At 39.7% G+C, this 19,985-nt stretch carries 18 protein-coding genes; 9 read left to right on the top strand and 9 right to left on the bottom strand.

The window, feature by feature from the left end:
- The 9 genes from KKC91_07640 to KKC91_07600 all read left to right on the top strand — a co-directional run.
- On the top strand, positions 1-3,939 hold a 3,939-nt coding region (locus tag KKC91_07640; protein ID MBU0478423.1), incomplete at its 5' end, for a beta-galactosidase.
- Between the two features lie 50 nt (positions 3,940-3,989).
- Complete coding sequence (locus KKC91_07635; GenBank protein MBU0478422.1) at positions 3,990-4,625, top strand: prepilin-type N-terminal cleavage/methylation domain-containing protein; 636 nt, start codon at positions 3,990-3,992, stop codon at positions 4,623-4,625.
- Positions 4,626-4,645: 20 nt separating this feature from the next.
- Complete coding sequence (locus KKC91_07630; protein ID MBU0478421.1) at positions 4,646-7,264, top strand: hypothetical protein; 2,619 nt, start codon at positions 4,646-4,648, stop codon at positions 7,262-7,264.
- 44 nt (positions 7,265-7,308) lie between these two features.
- Complete coding sequence (locus KKC91_07625; protein ID MBU0478420.1) at positions 7,309-8,037, top strand: LamG domain-containing protein; 729 nt, start codon at positions 7,309-7,311, stop codon at positions 8,035-8,037.
- 24 nt (positions 8,038-8,061) lie between these two features.
- Positions 8,062-8,700: a class II aldolase/adducin family protein gene (locus KKC91_07620; protein ID MBU0478419.1), complete on the top strand. Its 639-nt coding sequence runs from the start codon at positions 8,062-8,064 to the stop codon at positions 8,698-8,700.
- 58 nt (positions 8,701-8,758) lie between these two features.
- Complete coding sequence (locus KKC91_07615) at positions 8,759-9,640, top strand: Gfo/Idh/MocA family oxidoreductase (protein MBU0478418.1); 882 nt, start codon at positions 8,759-8,761, stop codon at positions 9,638-9,640.
- Between the two features lie 5 nt (positions 9,641-9,645).
- Positions 9,646-10,620 (top strand): Gfo/Idh/MocA family oxidoreductase, encoded by a 975-nt coding sequence (locus tag KKC91_07610; protein MBU0478417.1) that lies wholly within the window; start codon positions 9,646-9,648, stop codon positions 10,618-10,620.
- A gap of 131 nt (positions 10,621-10,751) precedes the next feature.
- The gene (lsrF, locus tag KKC91_07605; protein MBU0478416.1) at positions 10,752-11,648 is read left to right on the top strand and encodes a 3-hydroxy-5-phosphonooxypentane-2,4-dione thiolase; all 897 of its coding nucleotides are present in this window, start codon (positions 10,752-10,754) and stop codon (positions 11,646-11,648) included.
- 113 nt (positions 11,649-11,761) lie between these two features.
- On the top strand, positions 11,762-12,751 hold the full coding sequence (locus KKC91_07600; GenBank protein ID MBU0478415.1) for an SDR family oxidoreductase: 990 nt from the start codon (positions 11,762-11,764) through the stop codon (positions 12,749-12,751).
- A gap of 58 nt (positions 12,752-12,809) precedes the next feature.
- On the opposite strand, the gene KKC91_07595 is transcribed toward KKC91_07600, so the two are convergent.
- From KKC91_07595 to KKC91_07555, 9 genes are all read right to left on the bottom strand, one after another.
- Positions 12,810-13,592 carry a polysaccharide deacetylase family protein gene (locus KKC91_07595; GenBank protein MBU0478414.1) on the bottom strand — a complete coding sequence of 261 codons (783 nt, stop codon included), beginning with the start codon at positions 13,590-13,592 and terminating at the stop codon, positions 12,810-12,812.
- A gap of 150 nt (positions 13,593-13,742) precedes the next feature.
- Positions 13,743-14,039, bottom strand: coding sequence for a hypothetical protein (locus tag KKC91_07590; protein MBU0478413.1), 297 nt, complete (start codon positions 14,037-14,039; stop codon positions 13,743-13,745).
- Positions 14,040-14,117: 78 nt separating this feature from the next.
- Positions 14,118-14,684 (bottom strand): hypothetical protein, encoded by a 567-nt coding sequence (locus KKC91_07585; protein ID MBU0478412.1) that lies wholly within the window; start codon positions 14,682-14,684, stop codon positions 14,118-14,120.
- A gap of 482 nt (positions 14,685-15,166) precedes the next feature.
- Positions 15,167-15,778: a nucleoside deaminase gene (locus KKC91_07580; GenBank protein ID MBU0478411.1), complete on the bottom strand. Its 612-nt coding sequence runs from the start codon at positions 15,776-15,778 to the stop codon at positions 15,167-15,169.
- A complete protein-coding gene (locus tag KKC91_07575; GenBank protein MBU0478410.1) occupies positions 15,759-16,196 on the bottom strand; it encodes a nucleoside deaminase in 438 nt (145 codons plus the stop codon). Before KKC91_07575 ends, KKC91_07580 begins: the two co-directional genes overlap by 20 nt.
- Positions 16,197-16,222: 26 nt before the next feature.
- Positions 16,223-17,176, bottom strand: a complete 954-nt coding sequence (locus KKC91_07570) for a proline iminopeptidase-family hydrolase (GenBank protein ID MBU0478409.1) — start codon at positions 17,174-17,176, stop codon at positions 16,223-16,225.
- Positions 17,169-18,071, bottom strand: a complete 903-nt coding sequence (locus tag KKC91_07565) for a cache domain-containing protein (GenBank protein ID MBU0478408.1) — start codon at positions 18,069-18,071, stop codon at positions 17,169-17,171. The genes KKC91_07570 and KKC91_07565 overlap by 8 nt, the downstream gene beginning before the upstream one ends.
- Position 18,072: 1 nt before the next feature.
- Positions 18,073-19,086 carry a cache domain-containing protein gene (locus tag KKC91_07560; protein ID MBU0478407.1) on the bottom strand — a complete coding sequence of 338 codons (1,014 nt, stop codon included), beginning with the start codon at positions 19,084-19,086 and terminating at the stop codon, positions 18,073-18,075.
- Between the two features lie 150 nt (positions 19,087-19,236).
- Positions 19,237-19,695: a hypothetical protein gene (locus KKC91_07555; GenBank protein MBU0478406.1), complete on the bottom strand. Its 459-nt coding sequence runs from the start codon at positions 19,693-19,695 to the stop codon at positions 19,237-19,239.
- Between the last annotated feature and the right edge of the window lie 290 nt (positions 19,696-19,985).

The following is a 19,985-nucleotide window of genomic DNA, read 5'->3' as shown; positions in this document are numbered from 1 at the left end:
TTTTCATTATTATTTGTAAGCCATGTTTCTAACGGCGATTCTCTTTTATTGAATTCAGGGTTTAATATATGGAAAGGACAGAATCCTGAAGGATGGATACACCACACACCTCAGTTTTCTGACAGCTTCAAGAAAGAAAAAGATATGAAAATGTCCGGAAGTAATTCACTCAGAATGGAAGGAATCCCTGAAAATAATTGGCTGGTATTGTTGAGCACTCAAATAAAACCTGTTAAAAAACCAGGGAAATACGCATTCGGAGGTCATTGCGCAAGTAGAGTGGACAGCGGTAAAATATTAATAGCACTCAGAGAAGTAGATTCCAATGGAAAAACTGTAAAATATAATCGCATTTGGGTCGAGCCTAATAAAAATTGGAGCTTTTATAACGAAACCATAAATTCTCTTGATCCCAATACTGTTTCAATCCAGATGTCATTAGTTTTGGTGAGTGTATCAGGGGTGGTATGGTTTGATGAAATGTTTATATCTGAAGGAGAAAATCAAGCATATAACCTTGTTAAGGAGAGCACAATGGAGATGCATGACAAGAAATATACACTTGAGAATACATTTGAATTGCCCTGTATTTTAAAAACTGAGAAGTTTATAACTGAGACTGGTAAAGCAAAATTCGAATTTAAGAGTGAACAAGCACCTATGAGTAATTCATTCCTTTCAATAACTGCGAAAAATAGTCAGACAAAAAGTTATTATTCCAAGAAATTTACAGCTTTGATTCCAGGAGATACTTACAGATTGACAGCAAGAGTCTCTGCGCTGAAAAATGATACTGGAATGAGAGCTTTTACAAGTGTCCACTTTCAAGATTATGATAAGAATACGTTAGATAAATCTTTTTTTAAAGAATTAAAACCAGGGGTTATATGGGAAACAATTGATCTAAATTTTACTATACCTGAGAATGCGTGCTTTGTTTATCTTGATACAGGAGTGAGTGGAGCCAATGAAGATGACACATTATACATAGATGATATAAAACTGGAAAAGACAAAATCGTGGGATGATATAGCAGTTCCATTTTTTTGGAACGCCTACTGGATCTCTGTCTCGGACGAAGATGAAAATGTTAAAGGCTATACCTTTTACAGGAAAACATTTTCCATTGATAGTAATGACAAAGTAAAACATGCAACACTTCAGTTTGCAACCAACCAGAGCGCAGATCTGTTTGTTAACGGTAAAAAAGTGGGAAGGTCTACTTCATGGAGGCACTCAACAACTGTAGATATTCTTAAATATTTGAAGCCGGGTAAAAATCTGATTGCTGTAAGCCCGTTTAATACCAGGGCTCAATCAAGAGTTCTTCTGGAGGTGCTTTTCAAAACAGAATCAGGTAAGGAGTTTACCCTTATAAGTGACGGGTCATGGAAAAAATCAAAGAAAGAATTTAAAAACTGGGAAACACTGGGGTTTGATGATAGTTCATGGGAAAATGCTCATATATACGGGAAGCCGCCAATTGGACCCTATAGATATGTTACCTATACATATTTAAGAAAGAAAAAAAATATTAAAGTCCATTCTATAGATTTTCCAGAAGATATTTTACAGGGAAAAGAATATGAGGTTGGAATTGAGATTTCAGCAGAAGAGAGTTTGAAAGACATTCTCCCTGAAATTATAGTAAGCAAAGAGAACAGTGAATGCTACAGGGCAAAAGTCCTTTTCTCTCCATCTCTGGGATCAGTAAAAGAAAAAGTAAATACCACTTTTTCTTTTACCTTGCCTAAATTTCTACAAATGGGAAACTACGACTTAGAAATATATCATCCTGCAGTTGCTTTCACTACGCCGGGTAATAAACCTGTCTTCCCTGTACAATTTCAAATTTTAGGGAATGTTAAGCACAAATCTAAGGCATCAAATACGTTCAAGTTAATTAATAATAACTTTGTGCAGATAAATGAAGGGGAAGAAACATTGCCATTATTTGCCAATTATATGCCTCTTGATATAGACGAGACTCCCAGATTAAAATATATTGATGATTTCATAAAATCAGGCATTAACATCTTTGTAATGCATTTCAGGAGACACAATAAAAAAGATTTAGAAAAAGATTTAGACAGATATGTTTATTCTGTTCTTTCTAAAAAACCAAATGCTTATATACTCTTAAGTGTTTGGACTGATCCTCCTTCAAGCTGGATAAAAAACAATCCTGCTGAGAGGGTAGTTTTTTCAGATAACAAACCCGGTAATGAATTCTCATTTGCTTCTTTAGAATATAGAAAAGATGTAAAAGCTTTTCTTCATAGAATAACTTCGCATATAAATGAATCTCCGTACAACAACAGAGTCTTAGGATATTTGCTATTAGGTGGAGAAGATGCGCAATGGATACATTACTCAAATTATAGGATGTATTTGCCTGATTACAGTCAGAGAATGAAGGAGTATTATTGGAGGTGGCTGGAGAAAAAATATCATAATATAGAAAATCTAAATAAGCAGTGGAATATCCAATTTAAAAATTTTAATAATATAAATATTCCGACAAAAGCTGAACGAGAACAAGGAGATTTAGGAATATTTTATGACCCTCAAAAAAGTTCTAATGTTATCGATTATAATAAATGTTATGCTGATTGTCCTATAGATGCAGTAATGGAATTTACTAAACAGGTAAAAAAAGAGTCAGGAAACTCTAAGTTAGTGGGAATTTATTATTTTCATGCTTTTGGAGCCTCATTTGTACAAGAATTTGGTATCAGAAGTTTAAAGAGACTTCTTGAATCTCCAGATATAGATTTTCTTAATGCTCCTAATTATCATCAACGAACACCTGGAATGAGTGATGCCTTTCCTGGACCGGTTGGAAGTTTAAGGGTCCATAATAAATCTCATTTTAAAGAAGAGGATTTAAGGACATTCTTAGCAAAGCAGGACTATATGAAAATTCACACTGTATTTGACTCGTTATCAGTGATAAGAAGAGATATGGCTCTTGCAATTACAAAACGCACAGGTATATGGTGGTATGATCTCCATGGCGGCTGGTTCAGAAATGATGCAATTCAGGAAACTTTAAAGGTCGGGAAAAATATGATGGAGAAAACAGCTCTTAAACCGGAAATAAATAATGAAATAGCTGTTTTTATTGATGAAGAATCTTTAAATTATGTAAATTCTGACGCGGAAGGGCTGCTTAGGCCACTTACTTCCTACGACCAAAAGAGTTATTTGGGTAAAATCGGCGCTCCGTATGATTGTTACCTTTTCAGCGATATTGAACTGGTTGATATCTCAAAGTATAAACTATTTATCTTTCTGAATACATTTTATATTGACAGCCAAAAGAGAAAATTCATAAAGACAAAATTGGCAAATAATGGGAATACATTACTATGGTTGTATGCCCCTGGATTTATCAATGAAAAAGGGTTTTCAAAAGAAGAAATGTCCACTCTTACAGGTATTAAACTGGATTATACTGATAAGAAAATGCCTCTTTTAATAAACACAAACAATTATGCTAGTCCCGTTCTTACGGAATATAATGATAAATCCTTTGGTACAGGAAAAGAATTTTCGCCGGTGGTTTTTTCAATAGATAAAGATGCAACTAATCTGGGTAATCTGAAGAGCGGTCAGTCAGGTTTTGTAATGAAGAAAATGGAAAATTATACATCTATATTCAGTGCTGCACCTGCAATACCCTGCGAAATATTAAGAAATATAGCAAAATATGCAGGTGTTCACCTTTACGTTGATACATGTGATCCTGTTTATACAACACCAGATATCATAGGGATACATGCCAGTTCAGAAGGCGTAAAAGAGATTAAGTTGAAAAGCAAAAGAGATGTGTATGATCCTTTTAAAAAAGAATGGATAGTAAGAAATTCGGATACTATCAGGATTGAAATGGAGAGAAACGAAACAAAACTGTTTGAACTTACTCCACCAATGTGACTATAATATAAAAAAAATAATATTAAGACATAGAAAGAACGGGAGATAAAATGTTGAGTAAAATAAGGGGAATTTGGGGAACAAGGAACAGTTTTACGCTTATTGAGCTTTTGGTCGTAATAGCTGTGATAGCGCTGCTTGCCAGTATGCTCCTTCCTGCGCTTCTTGCGGCAAGGGATAAAGCCAGAGCGGTTACCTGCGTCTCTAATCTTAGGCAAATAGGAATAGCCCTCTTATTATATGCCGAAGACCATGATGGCTGGGGTCCGCCATCTTCTTATAATGGTTTTTACTGGCATGATGCTCTTGAGAGAACTGGACATATTACTCGGTCCAATGTTATTGTCTGTCCAAGCTGGCCGCCATACAAATGGGGGGATACCAGTATTCCCAGTTATGACCGCCACACTTACGGGATAAACAGAGACATGTCACCTGAGGTTATAGGAAAATTACTCCTGCGGACAAATGCCACTGAGGATTGCATATTTGCAGATAGTATATGCAGAATTGCCGGATTACCTGCGTGGCAATACAGATATTTCAAGGAGCGCTTCTCGTCTGCAGAAGCATGTATTCATCTGCGTCATGCCGAAAGAGCAAACCTCTTTTTCCTAGATGGGCATGTAGCGAGTTGTGGTGTTTCTGAGTTGCAGTCACTTGGAATTACTGATTGGTTGAAATAAAAAAAAGGTGAAATAAGTATATGTCCAGCAGCTATTCTCCTGCGCCTTTCTGGTTTCTAAATCACAGGCTTGAAGAAAGAGAAATTAAGCGGCAAATCAAGCTCATGAGTGAAGCGGGAGTTTCGGGCTTTTTTATTCATCCGCGCGCTGGTCTTCTAACTCCATACGGTTCTGAGCAATGGTTTATTATGGTGGAATATATAATAAGAGAAGCCAAGAAACTCGGACTTAAGGTCTGGCTTTACGATGAAGACCCCTACTCTTCCGGCATTGCCGGAGGACGGGTTGTATTTGATAATCCTGAATATGCGGCCCGTAAACTTGAAATTATTTGCCTTGTTCCAGATAAAACAGGCGCAGTGTGTAAAAATCTTGGTCAAGGCAGGGTGTTATCTGCCTTAGCTCTTAAAATAAATAAGAAGGGAAATATAACTGATATAAGAGATGTTGAATCCTCGATAGGTGTTATCAGACCTTTTTTCCTTAAAACATCCTGGAATAATTCTTATTACTCTAAAACTCCATATGCTCATTTTCGAGCAGAAACATTCTATCCGGAACTGCAGATAGATATATCATTAAAAGAAACCAACTGGAAAGTGTATATTTCAATTGCAAAACATGCATTTCATCATGGTAAACACGGACTTAGACCGGATAATCTTAACAAGGATTGTGTTAAGAAATTTATCGAGTATACACATGAAAAATACGCCGCTCTGTTCGGGTCTGAATTTGGCCATGCTATTCCCGGCATCTTTATCGATGAACCCTATATTGGAGGAAATCTTCCCTGGACACCAGCATTGGAACACGAATTTTTTAAAAGAAAGGGTTACCATATTGAGAAAAATTATCATCATCTTATAGAAACATTTGATAATACATCCGGAACAGTACGATATGACTACTGGGATATTGTCCATAGCATGTATAAAGAAAATTTTTTCGGACAGATAGCGACATGGTGTAGGAAAAATTCTTTAAAACTTTGTGGGCATGTGATCTGTGAGGAAGACCCGATTGGTCAGGTCATAGCAGGAGGAAATGCCTTTGCTTATCAGAGATTCTTTGATATCCCTGGATTTGATCATGTTACACCAAATATTGCTGACAGAAAGCATCCAAGCCTCAATTTTGGCGGAAAACTCATAAGTTCAACTGCTCATCAGCAGAATAAACCTCGGATTTTGAGTGAATGCTTTGGAGCTAATGCTTTTAATTTTGGACAAGAAGGAATGTATAAAATTGCCAACTGGTTATTTTCACTGGGAATTACATGGCTTGTACCGCATGGTTTCCATTATTCCTATGATGGCGATCGAAAATTCGATGCCGGTAAATCATTCTTTTTTCAGGATCCTTTATTCCCTGAATTCAAAAAAATTTCTGCCTATGCCAACAATATCGGCAAGAAACTGGCTCAGTCAGAACACATGTGCAATACATGTCTTTTGTACCCTGTAGCCCTTTTTTGGGAATTTCTGCCAGCGGAGATGATGGCTGCTGAAAAGCTAAGAACCCGCTTGTATCAAATTACACAGTTACTCCTTGAAGAACACGTAGAATTTGACATTATAGATGATCATACCCTATTCCATACTCCCATTAAGAATGGCAAAATCCAATGTGGTATGGAAAATTACAGTGTGCTCGTTATTCCACAGATAAAAGATCTCTCTGAAGCGTATCTTAAAAAGATTAAGGCTCTTGAGAGGAAAAGCATTACAATTATCGAAGGAATACCTGCTAAAAAATCTTTAAAAACAGCTGGATTAGAACGAACGCAAATTGAACGATTTTCCAACAGTCTTTATAACAGCAACCCCAGAGATCTAATGTGTCTACGGAAAAAACAAAATAATAATATTGTATTGTATATTTTTAACAACTCCAGGATGCCTGGCATGTTTTCAATTCCCTGCATAAAAGACAAAATGCACTGTTATCTCTATGATGCCAGAAACAATAAATATTTTTCAATGACTCACAAGAAAAACAGGATTCCTTTTGCTATTGGCGGTTACGAAGCAGTTATCCTGGAGTTTAGAAAAGATAGTGTTAGTACTACACAGCTGTACTGTGTCCCGTTAGATCTTAAGCCGGTGACTTTTGATTATGAAAAAAATCCTGAATGGTTCTATAGCCCGCCAATGGATTGTATTAGTTCAATACATCAATGGAATATCTCACTTAAAAGTCCTGGTTTTCAAAAAAAGATTAAAAGTCACTCATTTTGTCTCATGAGAAATGTTGCATGGACTGAACTAACTTATATTAAAGAAAGAAGCGTGCGGCCCGGTTTTGATACAGTACGGGAAAGAGATTCGCTGTATCCATTAAAAGCAATATTTCAGGCAGAATTTTCCTTCTCTCAAAATCAGATAAAAGACAAGTCGGATATATTTTTTGTATGTGAATGCGATACGTTTCAAGGAGAATATAAAATCTTGATTAACGGGAAGAATCTGCCAAAAAAGTCATTTACCAGAAAAACTGTGTATGATCCGTTTAACCTTGTTGCTAAAATCGGCGAATTAATAAAACCAGATAGCACTAACAATATTTCAATTATATGGCCAAAAGCTAATGAATTTGATGGATTAAAAAGTTCCATATATATAATGGAAATTGACTGATGTTTTTTACAAGAGTATCTTTAACCAAAATAGGAGAAAGAACTATGAGAACTTTATTGACTGTAGTATTAGCTTCACTATTTGTTAAAGCTATCTGCTATGCAGGAGAACCAATACTTTTTCTGGCTCATTGGAACAAGACAGCCAGTGCGAATTTTTCCAGTGGGAATTTAAAACCAAGCTCTGCGAGTAAATACAAAATAACTAATATTAATACAAAATTTGGAACAGGCGCCTTGGATTTAATAGATGACGGCAGTAATATTATTTATGATCAAATAAAAAATATTGGCGCAGAAGGAACTGTTGAGTTTTGGATTAAACCTGCATGGGATTTTTCGGCAAATAAGATAAAACGACAATATTTGAGAATAAATTCAAACGTTAAAAATAGAATTCAATTACGAACGTCTGATTCACCTAGTGAAAATCAATCGATGATATTCATAATTGAAAATGAAGAAGGTGTTCATTTTGTGCAAGCATATAAACTCAATTGGGCTGCTGACACCTGGCACCACATAGCTGTTACATGGGGAAAAGATGGTATGAGATTATATCTTGATGGAGATTTAAGAGCTAAAAATTCATATGCAGGAGGTCTTTCACCTGTAGAAGATTACGTTGCTCTAGGAAAATACGCATCCTGGAGTGCAGATATAAACGCTTCCGTCGATGAATTAAAAATTATGTCCAGACAATTGTCTGCAGAAGAAATACAGGCTGATTGTAGTAGAAATGCTGAATTTTCCGAAAAGGAAGAGTCCATATAAAATAATTTTTGTGAGGAGAAAGAGATGGGTGACTCAAGTAATATGTTTATTGAACCAGTCTCAAAAGACTCCTTTGCTATATTCTGCAGGCTTCTTTATGAAAGACATTTAGTTACAGGCGTTGGTGGAAATGTTAGTGCACGTTTTGGGGATAGATTTTTAGTTACGCCTTCCGGCTTATCTCTGCGAGATATTACACCAAGATCTGTTCTATCTGTGCAAGCTGATGGATGCTCGCAAAAAGGCATTCGCCCATCGAAAGAATTTGGTATGCATATGGAAATATTCACCAAGCGATCCGATGTTAATGTTGTTTGCCATGTCCATCCTCCCTATGTCATTGCAGCTTCCACGATGATTAGGCCTGGGTCAAATACTTTACCAGCTATCACCCCAGGTTTTATTTATTTTGCTTATCCACTTCCCATGCTGCCATTCTTTGTACCTGGCTCTGTAGAACTTGCCAAAGCTGTCAGGAAACAATTTTCCGATAAGAAGTTACGCGCCTTACTTCTACAAAACCATGGGCTGATTACTGTGGGGACAAATATGACTGAAGCTCTAAACATTGCTGAAGAAGTGGATGAGAATGCAATGACATATGTTATGACCTCTGGTAAAGCAAGTATTATCTCAAACAAACACATATCGAAAATTTTTTGATAATATTGGAAAAGTAATAGTACAGGTGTAAAAAAATTAATCAGGAGGATAAATAGATATGAAGAAAATTGGGTTTATTGATCATTATATTGATAATTTTCATGCTAATAAATATGTAGAGTTATTCAGGCAGAGTAAATACAAGGATAAGATGGATGTGGCTTTTGCCTATGAAGAGAAAACTCAAAAAGGTCTGAATATTGATGAATGGTGCGACAAACATCAGGTTACCAAACTAAGCTCACCGGAAGAAGTGGTAGACAGGGCTGATTATATTATGGTTTTATCTCCAAATAATTCCGAGAGACACTGGGATCTCAGCCGGGATGCTTTGGAATCAGGGAAACCAACTTATGTGGACAAGACCTTTGCACCTGATACAAAGACAGCTGAAAAATTGATTGAGCTGGCAAAAGGGAACAATACCCCAATGTTTTCTACCTCTGCTCTCAGGTATGCTGATGAATTAACACATTTTATTAATGATATAAAGAAAAACACACCTGTTACTTTTGTTTCTACCAGGGGACCTAACGATTGGTCTGTATATAGTATCCATCAAGTGGAAATGATTGTTATGCTGCTCGGAACCAGTGTCAGAAGAATGATGCAAGTTGGTAAAGGTAAAACCACTGCTATTATTCTGGATTACGCTGATAATAGAACTGCTATAACAAACTGCATAAATACCAGAATTAAAATAGATGGGACAACTTACATACAGAGGTTTGAATTAAATGCTGTTTTTGGAGAAGGTGTAATATCGTTTCCTATAGTATCTAATACTTTTTTCGATAAACTTATTGATGAGATAGGCTCATTCTTCGAAACAAGAACAAATCCGGTTCCATATGAACAAACTATTGAAGTAATGAAAATTATTGAAACTGGGAATAAAGCTATTATAAATCCATTTGTTTGGATAAACGTAGAGGAGTAACAAAAATGAATAGGAAAGTCAATATTGGTATCATTGGTTGCGGTATAATCAGTTCTACACATCTGCAGGCTTACAAGACAAATAAAGAAGTAAGCGTAAAAGCAGTAGTTGACATAGATTCTAAGAAGGCCATGGACTTTGGTGAAAAATATGGTGTGAAATGGTATGAAAATATTGATCAGATGTTAGATTGTGAGCCGATTGACGCAGTCAGCGTATGTACTCCTCCAAAAACGCATCACGATATAGTATTAGAACTTGCTAAAAGGAAAATACATGTCCTGTGTGAAAAACCACTTGCTACGAATACAGAAGACGCCAAAGACATGATACAGATTGCCAGCAAAAACAGGATAAAACTTCTGGTTGCTATGTGTCACAGGTTTCACAAACCCATAATAGAATTAAAGAAAATAGTAGATTCAGGGCAAATAGGCAAAATTGTTGGATTAAGAAACAGATTTCACTGGGGGTATTCGGATAAAGAAATTATTCGTATGAGAGGAGGAAATCTGCTTGATACAGGAGCCCATTCTGTGGATATCTTCAGATTTCTGGTAGGTGAAGTGCGCAGTGTAATTGCTGTTTTTAATAAAGGGGTACAAGAGATTGAAGATATTAGGTTTTGCACAGCTATATTGGAGTCTGCAAATGAAGCTTTCGGGGTTATTGAGCTTGATGGACGCTGTCCTGGCTCGAAGGGGAAATCAATAATTGAACTATATGGAGATAAAGGGTCAGGGGTAATTGATTACAAGGACAAATCTTTCTACCAGACCATGGCTTCAAAAGAAAAGATTTCACTTCAGTCTGAAACAGAAAACTTTCCCAATAGATTTGAACTGGAAATCAAGCACTTCATAGACTGCATAAAGGGGAGAACTAAACCTAAAATTGATGGCATAGAAGGATTGAAAGACCTTGAAGTTATCGAAGCGATAGTAAAAGCGGGTAAGCAGGGAAAAAGGATAAAATTATAGCAGAATCATACAGGCGAAAACTGTGAAGGATAATGAATAAAAAACCTGCTTGATTATTTAACTCCCACAAAGTATATTTGTAATGATCGTAGAAGTTTAATTTTAATTTGAAGCAGAAAGGGATATGAGATATGCCGGATATAGATAGTACTAAAAAGAAAAAGGATTTTTATACAGATATTCCTATGGAAACGCCCGGTTTCTTTCTCAAGGGATCGGGTGCGTATGATTGGGGCATGAAGAATCGCCTGGCACGAATCTTTAAACCAGAGACTGGACGAACAGTAATGCTCGCAATAGACCATGGATATTTCCAGGGGCCAACAACAGGGTTGGAACGAATCGATTTAAACATTGTGCCCCTTGTTCCCTACGCTGACGCACTAATGCTTACACGCGGTATTTTGCGAACAACGATACCCCCTTCATCCAATAAGGCAATTGTGATGCGTGCCAGTGGTGGGCCGAGTATTCTGAAGGAACTCTCGAACGAAGAAATAGCTGTTGATATTGAGGATGCTATCCGGATGAACGTGGCTGCAATGGCGATTCAGGTATTCATTGGAGGCGAATTCGAGACTCGTTCGGTACACAATATGACCCGCCTCGTCGATATGGGCATCCGATACGGAATTCCGGTTATGGCAGTGACAGCCGTCGGCAAGGATATGACCAGGGATGCAAAATATTTTCGCCTTGCCTGCCGCATTTGCGCTGAACTGGGTGCACAGGTTGTCAAGACGTATTATATCCCGGAGGATTTTGATACGGTGACAGCCTCCTGTCCAGTGCCCATTGTGATGGCGGGTGGTAAAAAAATTCCACTCTTAGATGCTTTGACAATGGCTTATAACGCTGTACAACAGGGCGCTGCGGGTGTAGATATGGGAAGAAATATTTTCCAGAGTGAGTTCCCGACCGCCATGATTCAGGCAGTAAGTAACATTGTTCACAAAAATATGAAACCGGCCGATGCACTTGAGGTTTATAACACGCTGAAGAACAAGATAGAAAAGGAGCAGAAATAAATAGAGTTATCCCTATCATTCGTGGACTTCTGGCGGAATTCTCAGGCAGCGATGATATCCCATATAACCGAGTTATCCTTGAATCGGTTGCAACCAAAGATGCCCGGGATTTCGTGGCTTCATCTCCTCCTCTGTACTTAGATACACTTGAATACGACACGACCCCGGAGAAGCTTCGGGAACATATCTCGTCGTCACTCGCCGATTATTCACGACAATACGCTGCAAAACCTCAGGTAATATTACTGCCCGATGCTGGAATCGTCCATGTTATTGAAAAAGCGGCTAAGCCTGACCCTCCTCTTCGAAACGAAGTGGCCATTATTACAGGTGCTGCTGGGGCGATTGGTTCTGGAATATGCCGTGGGCTCCTAGAAAATGGCTGCCGAGTGGCTGCGACCGACTTGCCAGGAAAACGCCTCGACAACTTCGTCTCCGAGTTTAAGAAAAGTGCTGGTGATTGCATCATCGGCGTTCCGCTCGATGTGACAGACAAGGAATCAGTAACAAACGGGTTTAACAGTGTTATCCGGGAGTGGGGTGGTATTGACATTGTCATTGTGAACGCTGGTATCCCGTTAATCTCATCAATTATGGAAATGAGTCTCAATGACTTTCGCCGACTGGAGAAGGTGAATGTTGAAGGCACCTTATTAACACTCGCAGAAGCCGGCTGTCACATGCGTTTGCAGGGTACTGGCGGCGATATCGTTCTTACATCGACAAAGAACGTCTTTAGTCCAGGAGCTCGATTTGGCGCCTACAGCGCAACTAAGGCCGCTTCGCACCAGTTGGGCAGGATTGCTAGTCTGGAACTTGCTGAATTTGGGATTCGCGTGAACATGGTTGCGCCCGATGCAGTGTTCTCCGATGGAGAATGCAAATCCGGCTTATGGAAAAAAATAGGCCCTGATCGCATGCGCCACAAAGGAATTGATGAAAAAGAACTTCAGGAGCACTACCGCCAGCGCAATCTTCTTAAGACCACGATAACAGCACGACACGTGGCAAATGCAGTATTGTTTTTTGTAACACGGCAGACACCTACTACCGGAGCTACAATTCCGGTGGACGGTGGTCTTCCAGATGCCACTCCAAGATAGAAACATGAGCTAAGCACTGACTGACTTCTGTCATCATAGATATAACTTCTGCTCTCGCTTATTTCAACTTGTAATCCTGCAGTTTAACAAAACTGAATCCCCTACTCTTAAGTTCCGGAACCGCAGCTATTATTCCCTCTGCGGTTTCCTTTTCAGGGTGGTTCATATGACATATTATAATATCACCAGGTTGAGATTCGAGCAGGGCTTCCTTCACCTTTCCCGCGGAATAGCTCGCTCCCGCATCACCAAGCACGCTGAAACCGGCTATCTCATAACCAAGCTCATTCACTATCTCCGCCGACACCTCATCATAATAAGCGGTTCCCGACCTGTAGAACTTCGGCTTGCGTCCCGTAAGAGATTCTATTTTTAAAGCATTCTTTTCTATTTCATCAATCACCTGGCCAATGTTTTTCGTACCCTCAATACTGTAAATGGACTTTCCGTTTACCGAGCAGGGTCTATGCATTAAACCATGATTTTCTATTTCAAAAAGCGGGTTTGCTGCGAGCTTGTCAAATATATCAGGAAACTTGTCTATCCATCTTGCATTCATAAACAGTGTTGCTTGAACCTTCTCCTTGATAAGATAGTTTATCAGCTTTGCGTCATAACTATCAGTTTTTGAGCCGCATGCATCTAACGTTAACGCGAGCACATTATCATCCGTATCAAGTTTTGTTTTCACTCCGGGAACATTCTCCGCCCACTGTTCAGGAACACAGCGGACGTATTTGCCAATTATACTCGCCTTTGATTCTTTATACTCCGGTGTGTCCGCGGGTGCAAATCTGCATCCGGAAATTACAGGAAGGCTATAAGCAGCAATCAACAACATTAATATTTTAAAAACCATGCTACAAGAATATATTTTTACCATTATTGGGTACATATAACGTCAAGGATGAGCGATGGCGGAACGCCATTCGCTCGATCGCTTTGTTAGACTTTCTTCTTTCGTTTGAAAGAAAGCTTCGCTCCTATATAACTACCTATGCAAGCTGAAAACCGCCAGAAATCTAGGAATCTGTTCACTTGGAGCTCTATCACACATACAAGCCACTAAACAAAGCATAAGAAACATTGGCAGACCTATACATATACCATATCGCCCCCCTGAACCTTCTGGTTTAGCTAAAAAACCAAAAGATATTCCTAAAAAACCATAGAATATACAAATAGTTGCAACGGATTGATAAGTGTTAGGAACTCCAATCGCGAACATACTATAGATAGCAACTATCCCTACTAAAAAAGCTAATGTGTAATAATCCCCCTTTTTCATTCCTTATTTCTCCTTCTAACGCACTGCTCACAGGCTGCGAGTTTACGAACGGTCCTCGTGCAGCCTTTGGTTGGGCGGTCATTTTGCTACAACATCAAATGTCTCTAAACCTGGACTGCCTTCAATTCTAAGTGTTGACGGGTCACTAAGCACAATACTGATGCCTGGTTTCCCTGAGCCCACAACGGTATAGGAGAGCGTGGCTTGCTTTCGATCAGGCGCGATTCGAGTTGAAACCATTAGGGATACTGGCATAGCAGGGCTGATTGATTCAATTACACTTTTGCTACCAGGAAGCACGGTCACTTTGAACTCGACACCTGACAATTGAAGACCATTCGTTGCCTCGAATAAGATGACACCCCGTAACCCCTCTTCGGTTCTTGTGAACTTGCCTTCGAGGTACTTTAGGTTTGGTCTTGTGGTTTTCGATGGAATTTCAGAAATGCGTTCATCTATCTGTTCCATGCGTTTCTTGGTGATCTCTAGTTGATCCTGAAGGGAACGCACCTGCTCCAACGTTTTTGCGATTTCTGCAGTACCTTGTTCACCAGCCTGCCGAAAGACACGCAGTTCCTCGACGCTCTTCTGCGCTTTTGCAATGTCTGTTCTAAGGGTACCTACCTGGAATTGTACATCCTTCACGGATTGCTCAACTGTCTGCGCTCGTCGCAATGCCTCTGATGCTTTCGTGCGCTCATCACTCGTTGCGCGAAATTGAAGATACGACAAGAAGATTATGATGCATGTAAGCAACAATCCAATGTGATCGATACGGAGTTGGTTTCGCCACCACTTAGTGTGTCGGTTGCAAACGGGGCAGACAACTGCTCCTGTGGGCATGGAAGACCGACAGAATTTGCATGTAGTTTCCTGATTCGATGACTGCTCAGTGATCTTATCCGACTGCTCTGTGTTCTCTGTCATGGTTTTATGGCGCCCAACAATTAATATATGGAATCCACGTTTTTTGCTTCTTTATTATAAAACTACCCGAAATATATCAAATTTTTATCGATTTAGTCAAATAATTCACGTTGACTTCTATATTTGCAATATAATACCAGTAAAAGCGGATTCCATATATCCTGGTTATTTTGGAATTTTAGCAGGGTTATTGCCACTTGTCATCGTTTTTTATTGTTGTTTATTTCGCGGCCCCTGCGTGCATTGTAAATTGCTCCGCCTACTTTCGCGTAGAGATTGAGCACATCAACAGCTTCTTGTCGCAGAACATCCCGTGACACTTGCACACCTCGTTCTTCAAGGGCTTGCTGCCAGTCCGGAAGCTTCGGTCCTTCGTCGAAACCAATGTAACGCGCATCTTCATCTCGAGCACCACAGACCAGCCGTGTGACCCCCGACCAGGAAATAGCTCCGAAACACATTGCGCAGGGCTCTGTAGAGGTTACCAACTCGTAGTCGCTCTTCCCTTCATCACTGATGTCGTATCGGCCGAGCTTCTTCTGTGCCAGCGCAATCGCGATTATCTCCGCGTGAAGTATTGAGCAGTTGCGTGTCACAACGACGTTCACTCCTGGCGCAATAAGGTAACCACTCGCATCAAACACACAGGCACCAAAAGGCCCTCCGGTTTGTCTCTGAACATTTTCCCGCGCCAGTGCAACTACAAAATGCATACGATCTTCCATTGTCCGGAAGCCCTTTGGACTGTGCGCGAGTAGTTCTGCTACCCAACGCGGATTACATATTGACATTCTACTTACCAATATCTTCATTCCACAGTTCTGGATTATTTTTGATAAACGTCTCCATAAGCTGACGACATTCTTTGTTATCAATAATCACCACTTCTACGCCTCGCGACCTTACGTAATCTTCCGGCCCGCAAAATGTACGGTTCTCTCCAATAACTACCTTTGGAATCCCATAGAGAAGCACTGCACCGCTGCACATATCACAGGGAGATAACGTCGAGTACAACGTTGCTCGACGATAATCGGATGCTTTAATTCGTCCCGCATTTTCTAAACAATCTATTTCTGCGTGTAATACCGCACTTCCTTTTTGTACTCGCTGGTTGTGACCACGCCCAACTATTCGGCCATCAATAACGAGTACTGATCCGATAGGAATACCTCCCTCAGCCATCCCCTTTTTCGCTTCCTCAATTGCAGCCTCTAAAAATTTATCCATATTTTTTCCTTACCTAACAAACTGCTTCACTGGCTCAGTTCGATGCACGCGATAAAAGCCCTTTGTATTCTGATAAGTTCCAAGGGTCTGTCCACAGGAGTCATGTGGGCACTTCCCTGTATGACATGATACTGATGGTCATTGGCAAAGTCAGCCTGCCATTTAGTAAAGGCAGGCGTACACAGATCGTCGCTTCCGCAGGTTATAAGAACAGGGACATCCAGCCTGGACAGTTGCGAGGTTACGTCTACTGTTTTTAGATTCCCGGGTAAATTCAACTCCGAATCACTTGCAACCATAACGTCGTGAACTGCGGTATTTCGTGCGGCAATCAATTTCTTCATCGCTTCAGGTAATGGCCAGGTGTGTGTCACATGTCGCTTGATGAACTCCATGCAAGCTTCGTCATAGTTGCTCTTTATCCCTACCCCCCTCAACTCATAATCATCAATTATCTGCCCGGCTTTTCCATTCAAACAACTCAAGCCCTGCTTAAGTTTTGGGGCAACATGATTGATGTAATAGGGAAAACTCAATACCGGACTATGGAGAGAAATGGACAATATGCCGTCGGGGTGTTTGGCAGCAAATCCAACAGCCAGAGTAGTTCCCCATGAATGACCGATCAAATGGTACTTCTTCAAGCCCAGACCATTCCGTACCGCTCGCACCTCATCAAAATATCGCTCAGCAGTCCACAAAGACGGATTATCCGGACGGTCTGATTTTCCACATCCCAGTTGGTCATAGAAGATCACAGGGCATTCATCAGCTAATGCCTGAAACGCTACGAGATTATGATGACTGCCTCCCGGACCGCCGTGCAGAACCAACGCAGCCGGCGCACTGCCGGAGCCAATTCTGCCGTACCATAATTTGTAGGTATGACCACCATAGATGTAGTCGACAAAACCTTCGTAATCATAATCAGGTTCTGTTAAGATTTTTTCTGCAGATACTTGTCCGCCGATACTATTCACTCTCTGGATATATTCCGCAGCCAACAACGTATTTATTGCCGGATGGTGCTTTGACCAGTTTTACATATGTCCTCTTTTGAACGACTTTTCCGCCTTCCTTTTTTGGCCACATATATGACACCCAACCCTGACCATTTTTTATGGCAAAGTTGATGTAATCCTGCACAAGCAATTTGCCATTTACATCTTTTAGATTCCAGATGTTTTTATTTTGAATAGAAGGGAATTGCGGATTAACAATTTCGAGCCCATCCATTGTGTCTACAAAAACATAAGTATCTTTGAAGTAAAACTCACGGTCTTTAGCCCTTATAATTTCAAAAGCCTCTTCTCCATTCTGTTTGATTAGCTCACAGGCATCCTTGACTTCGTCAACAGCAAAACCAGGTTCAACTTTCATATCATAAAGCCCAGAGCCAACGATATATTTTTTTCCATCTGGGCTTTTTACGAGTTTCAGGTAAGTTGTCTTCCAACTTTCTTTCTTGCTGCCCGGCTTTGGCCAAAGATAATGAGTCCATCCTTCCGTTTTGTGTCCATAGCCACTAACTTCCTGTATATAATTCTTGACTATCCTCTTACCCCATGAATCTTCCAGATCCATCAGATTTTTCCCTTCAATTTCCGGAAACGCCGGATTAAGCACTTCGACTCCATCAAGCTTGGTAACAAAAATATACTGCTCACCAGAATACCACGGAACAGATCGTAACTTTTTAAAGGCTGATTCTCCTTTTTGTTCAATCAGCAAGGCTGCTTTGCGGACAAATTCAACAAGTTGTCTAGTTTCTTTATATTTAAAATTCTGCAAATCGTCCTTTGGTACAATCTGTGAACAGCCAACAGTTATCAAACAGATAACACATATGCCGGCAACTATGGCTTTTACTTTCATGTCATTTCTCCTTTTTGTTAATTAATTGTGTTCGTTGTTTATCCTCTTGTTTTTTGTGGCTGGATATGTCTTGAATAATGCCGAACAAACGAGTTGCCTTATGATTTTCGTCCATTATTAACCACGATTGTATACGGATTGGAAATACGATTCCGTCTTTTCTAATGTATTCCTTTTCATACACGCCTGAGTACCCTGTTTTCATAACTTTCTTAAAAAGATCATTTTCCATTGCGTGCCATTTTGAAGGTGTGAGTTCCTGATAAGTAATGGACTTAATTTCTTCAGACGTATATCCCAGCATTTTAAGATAATTCCTATTGGCTTCGATAGTAATGCCATCTAACGAATTAATAACTATCCCTTCGTCTTTGTATTTTCCAAGTTCATTAAGAAGAATGTTGTAACTATCAACATTCATTAATAAGTTAGGTCCCAATTTCTTGATTTCTTTAAGAAGTTTTTGAGAGGATTCAATACTCAAATTACTATAGTTGATCTCTTTGATGTAGTATCCACTACCGACAACCCATCCGAAGGGTTTAAACAGGAGTACGTATGATCTCTTGGGTTGAGCTGTGGTCTGTCCCTTCTTCGGAAACCAGTACTCGACATACCCGCCACCGGCTTTACCTTTTGCCAAAAATTCCTTTATGTAGAACATGCCCTGATGGTCCTTGTCCTCAAGCCGATTCCTTCCCTCCACATCCTTTCGGCCGTACAAAACCACATTGACGCCTTCCGTAGTATCGGCCCAGAAATATCCTTCGGTACCATACTTAAGTTCCCGCAAAAGGTCGGCACCAAACTTCTTTGCCTGCTCAAGGGTCATTTCCCCCTGTTGATGTTTTGTGAAGATTGCCTGAAGCATGCTGACCGCTGTTTCGACCTCATGCTTGATCAGCAGGTCCTGAGTCGACGAATTTTTCAGCTTTTCAATCCGTGTACAAGCAGGCAGACAAAAAAACGCCACACTCAGAAGAACTACAAACACTGTCATCTTTGCCCTTTTCATACTTCCTCCTTTTTTATTGTTGAGTTGTTCAATGCCTAACGTAAAAATCAGCTGCCCTACGGAGCCCTGAAGGGGTGAAGTAGAGTCAGCTGATTTTTAGAAGTTGTTTTTCCTATCCTTTAGCTCTTTTATACGAATTTCTCATTAATTTTAGTGTGAACCTGCCATTGCTTTCATGAGCTTATCAATTTTGTCATCCAATTTCTCAACGCTTAACCAGTAAGCGTGCATCTCTGAGTCATGCGCATGAACATTCTTTTCCTTCTCAATATCAATTTTCATCAAAGCATCGCCCTTTGCTTTTACAGTTTTCCATGTTTTTTTGATATCAGCTAGAGCAGACGCTTCTTTAGCAGATAGTTTCATTTTCTCTAAACGAGAAATAACTCGTTCAATAGTTGCTACATCATCGTCATAATCATTTAGTGCGATACGTTGATCAGCACGAGCATGATCAGCGATGTGGAAAAAAATAGCAGCCGCTGATTCCCAAAGGTTAGTTTCCACTTTGCCTAATAAAAGCGTTTTTGTTACTTCTTCCGCCTGTACCACAGATAGCGGCGCAAAGATCATCATTGCAATTACCATTAAGACAACACGTTTTTTCATAGCATTTAGCTCCTTTGTTTTTGTTTGACTGTTTTGTCCGATTAAAAACTTTGATACAAACTATTAACTTATTCGCTCACCTCCTTTTCTTGCTTTCTCAGTATAGAATTGTAGCAAATTTTTATTGATTTAGCAATGAGATGTTCCGATAGGTAATGTAAAATATTTTATGCAAAAGTAATTGAGATAGGAAAAAGAAAGGGCTATCCTCTCTCCTAAGAAAAAAACAGAATCCCGAGAAAGTATCGGGAAAAAGGAGAAGAGAGAATGCGCCCAGGAAAATATGATAC

The organism is bacterium (assembly GCA_018812485.1).
Classification (GTDB): domain Bacteria; phylum JAHJDO01; class JAHJDO01; order JAHJDO01; family JAHJDO01; genus JAHJDO01.
This window is presented reverse-complemented; position numbering and strand designations above follow the sequence as displayed.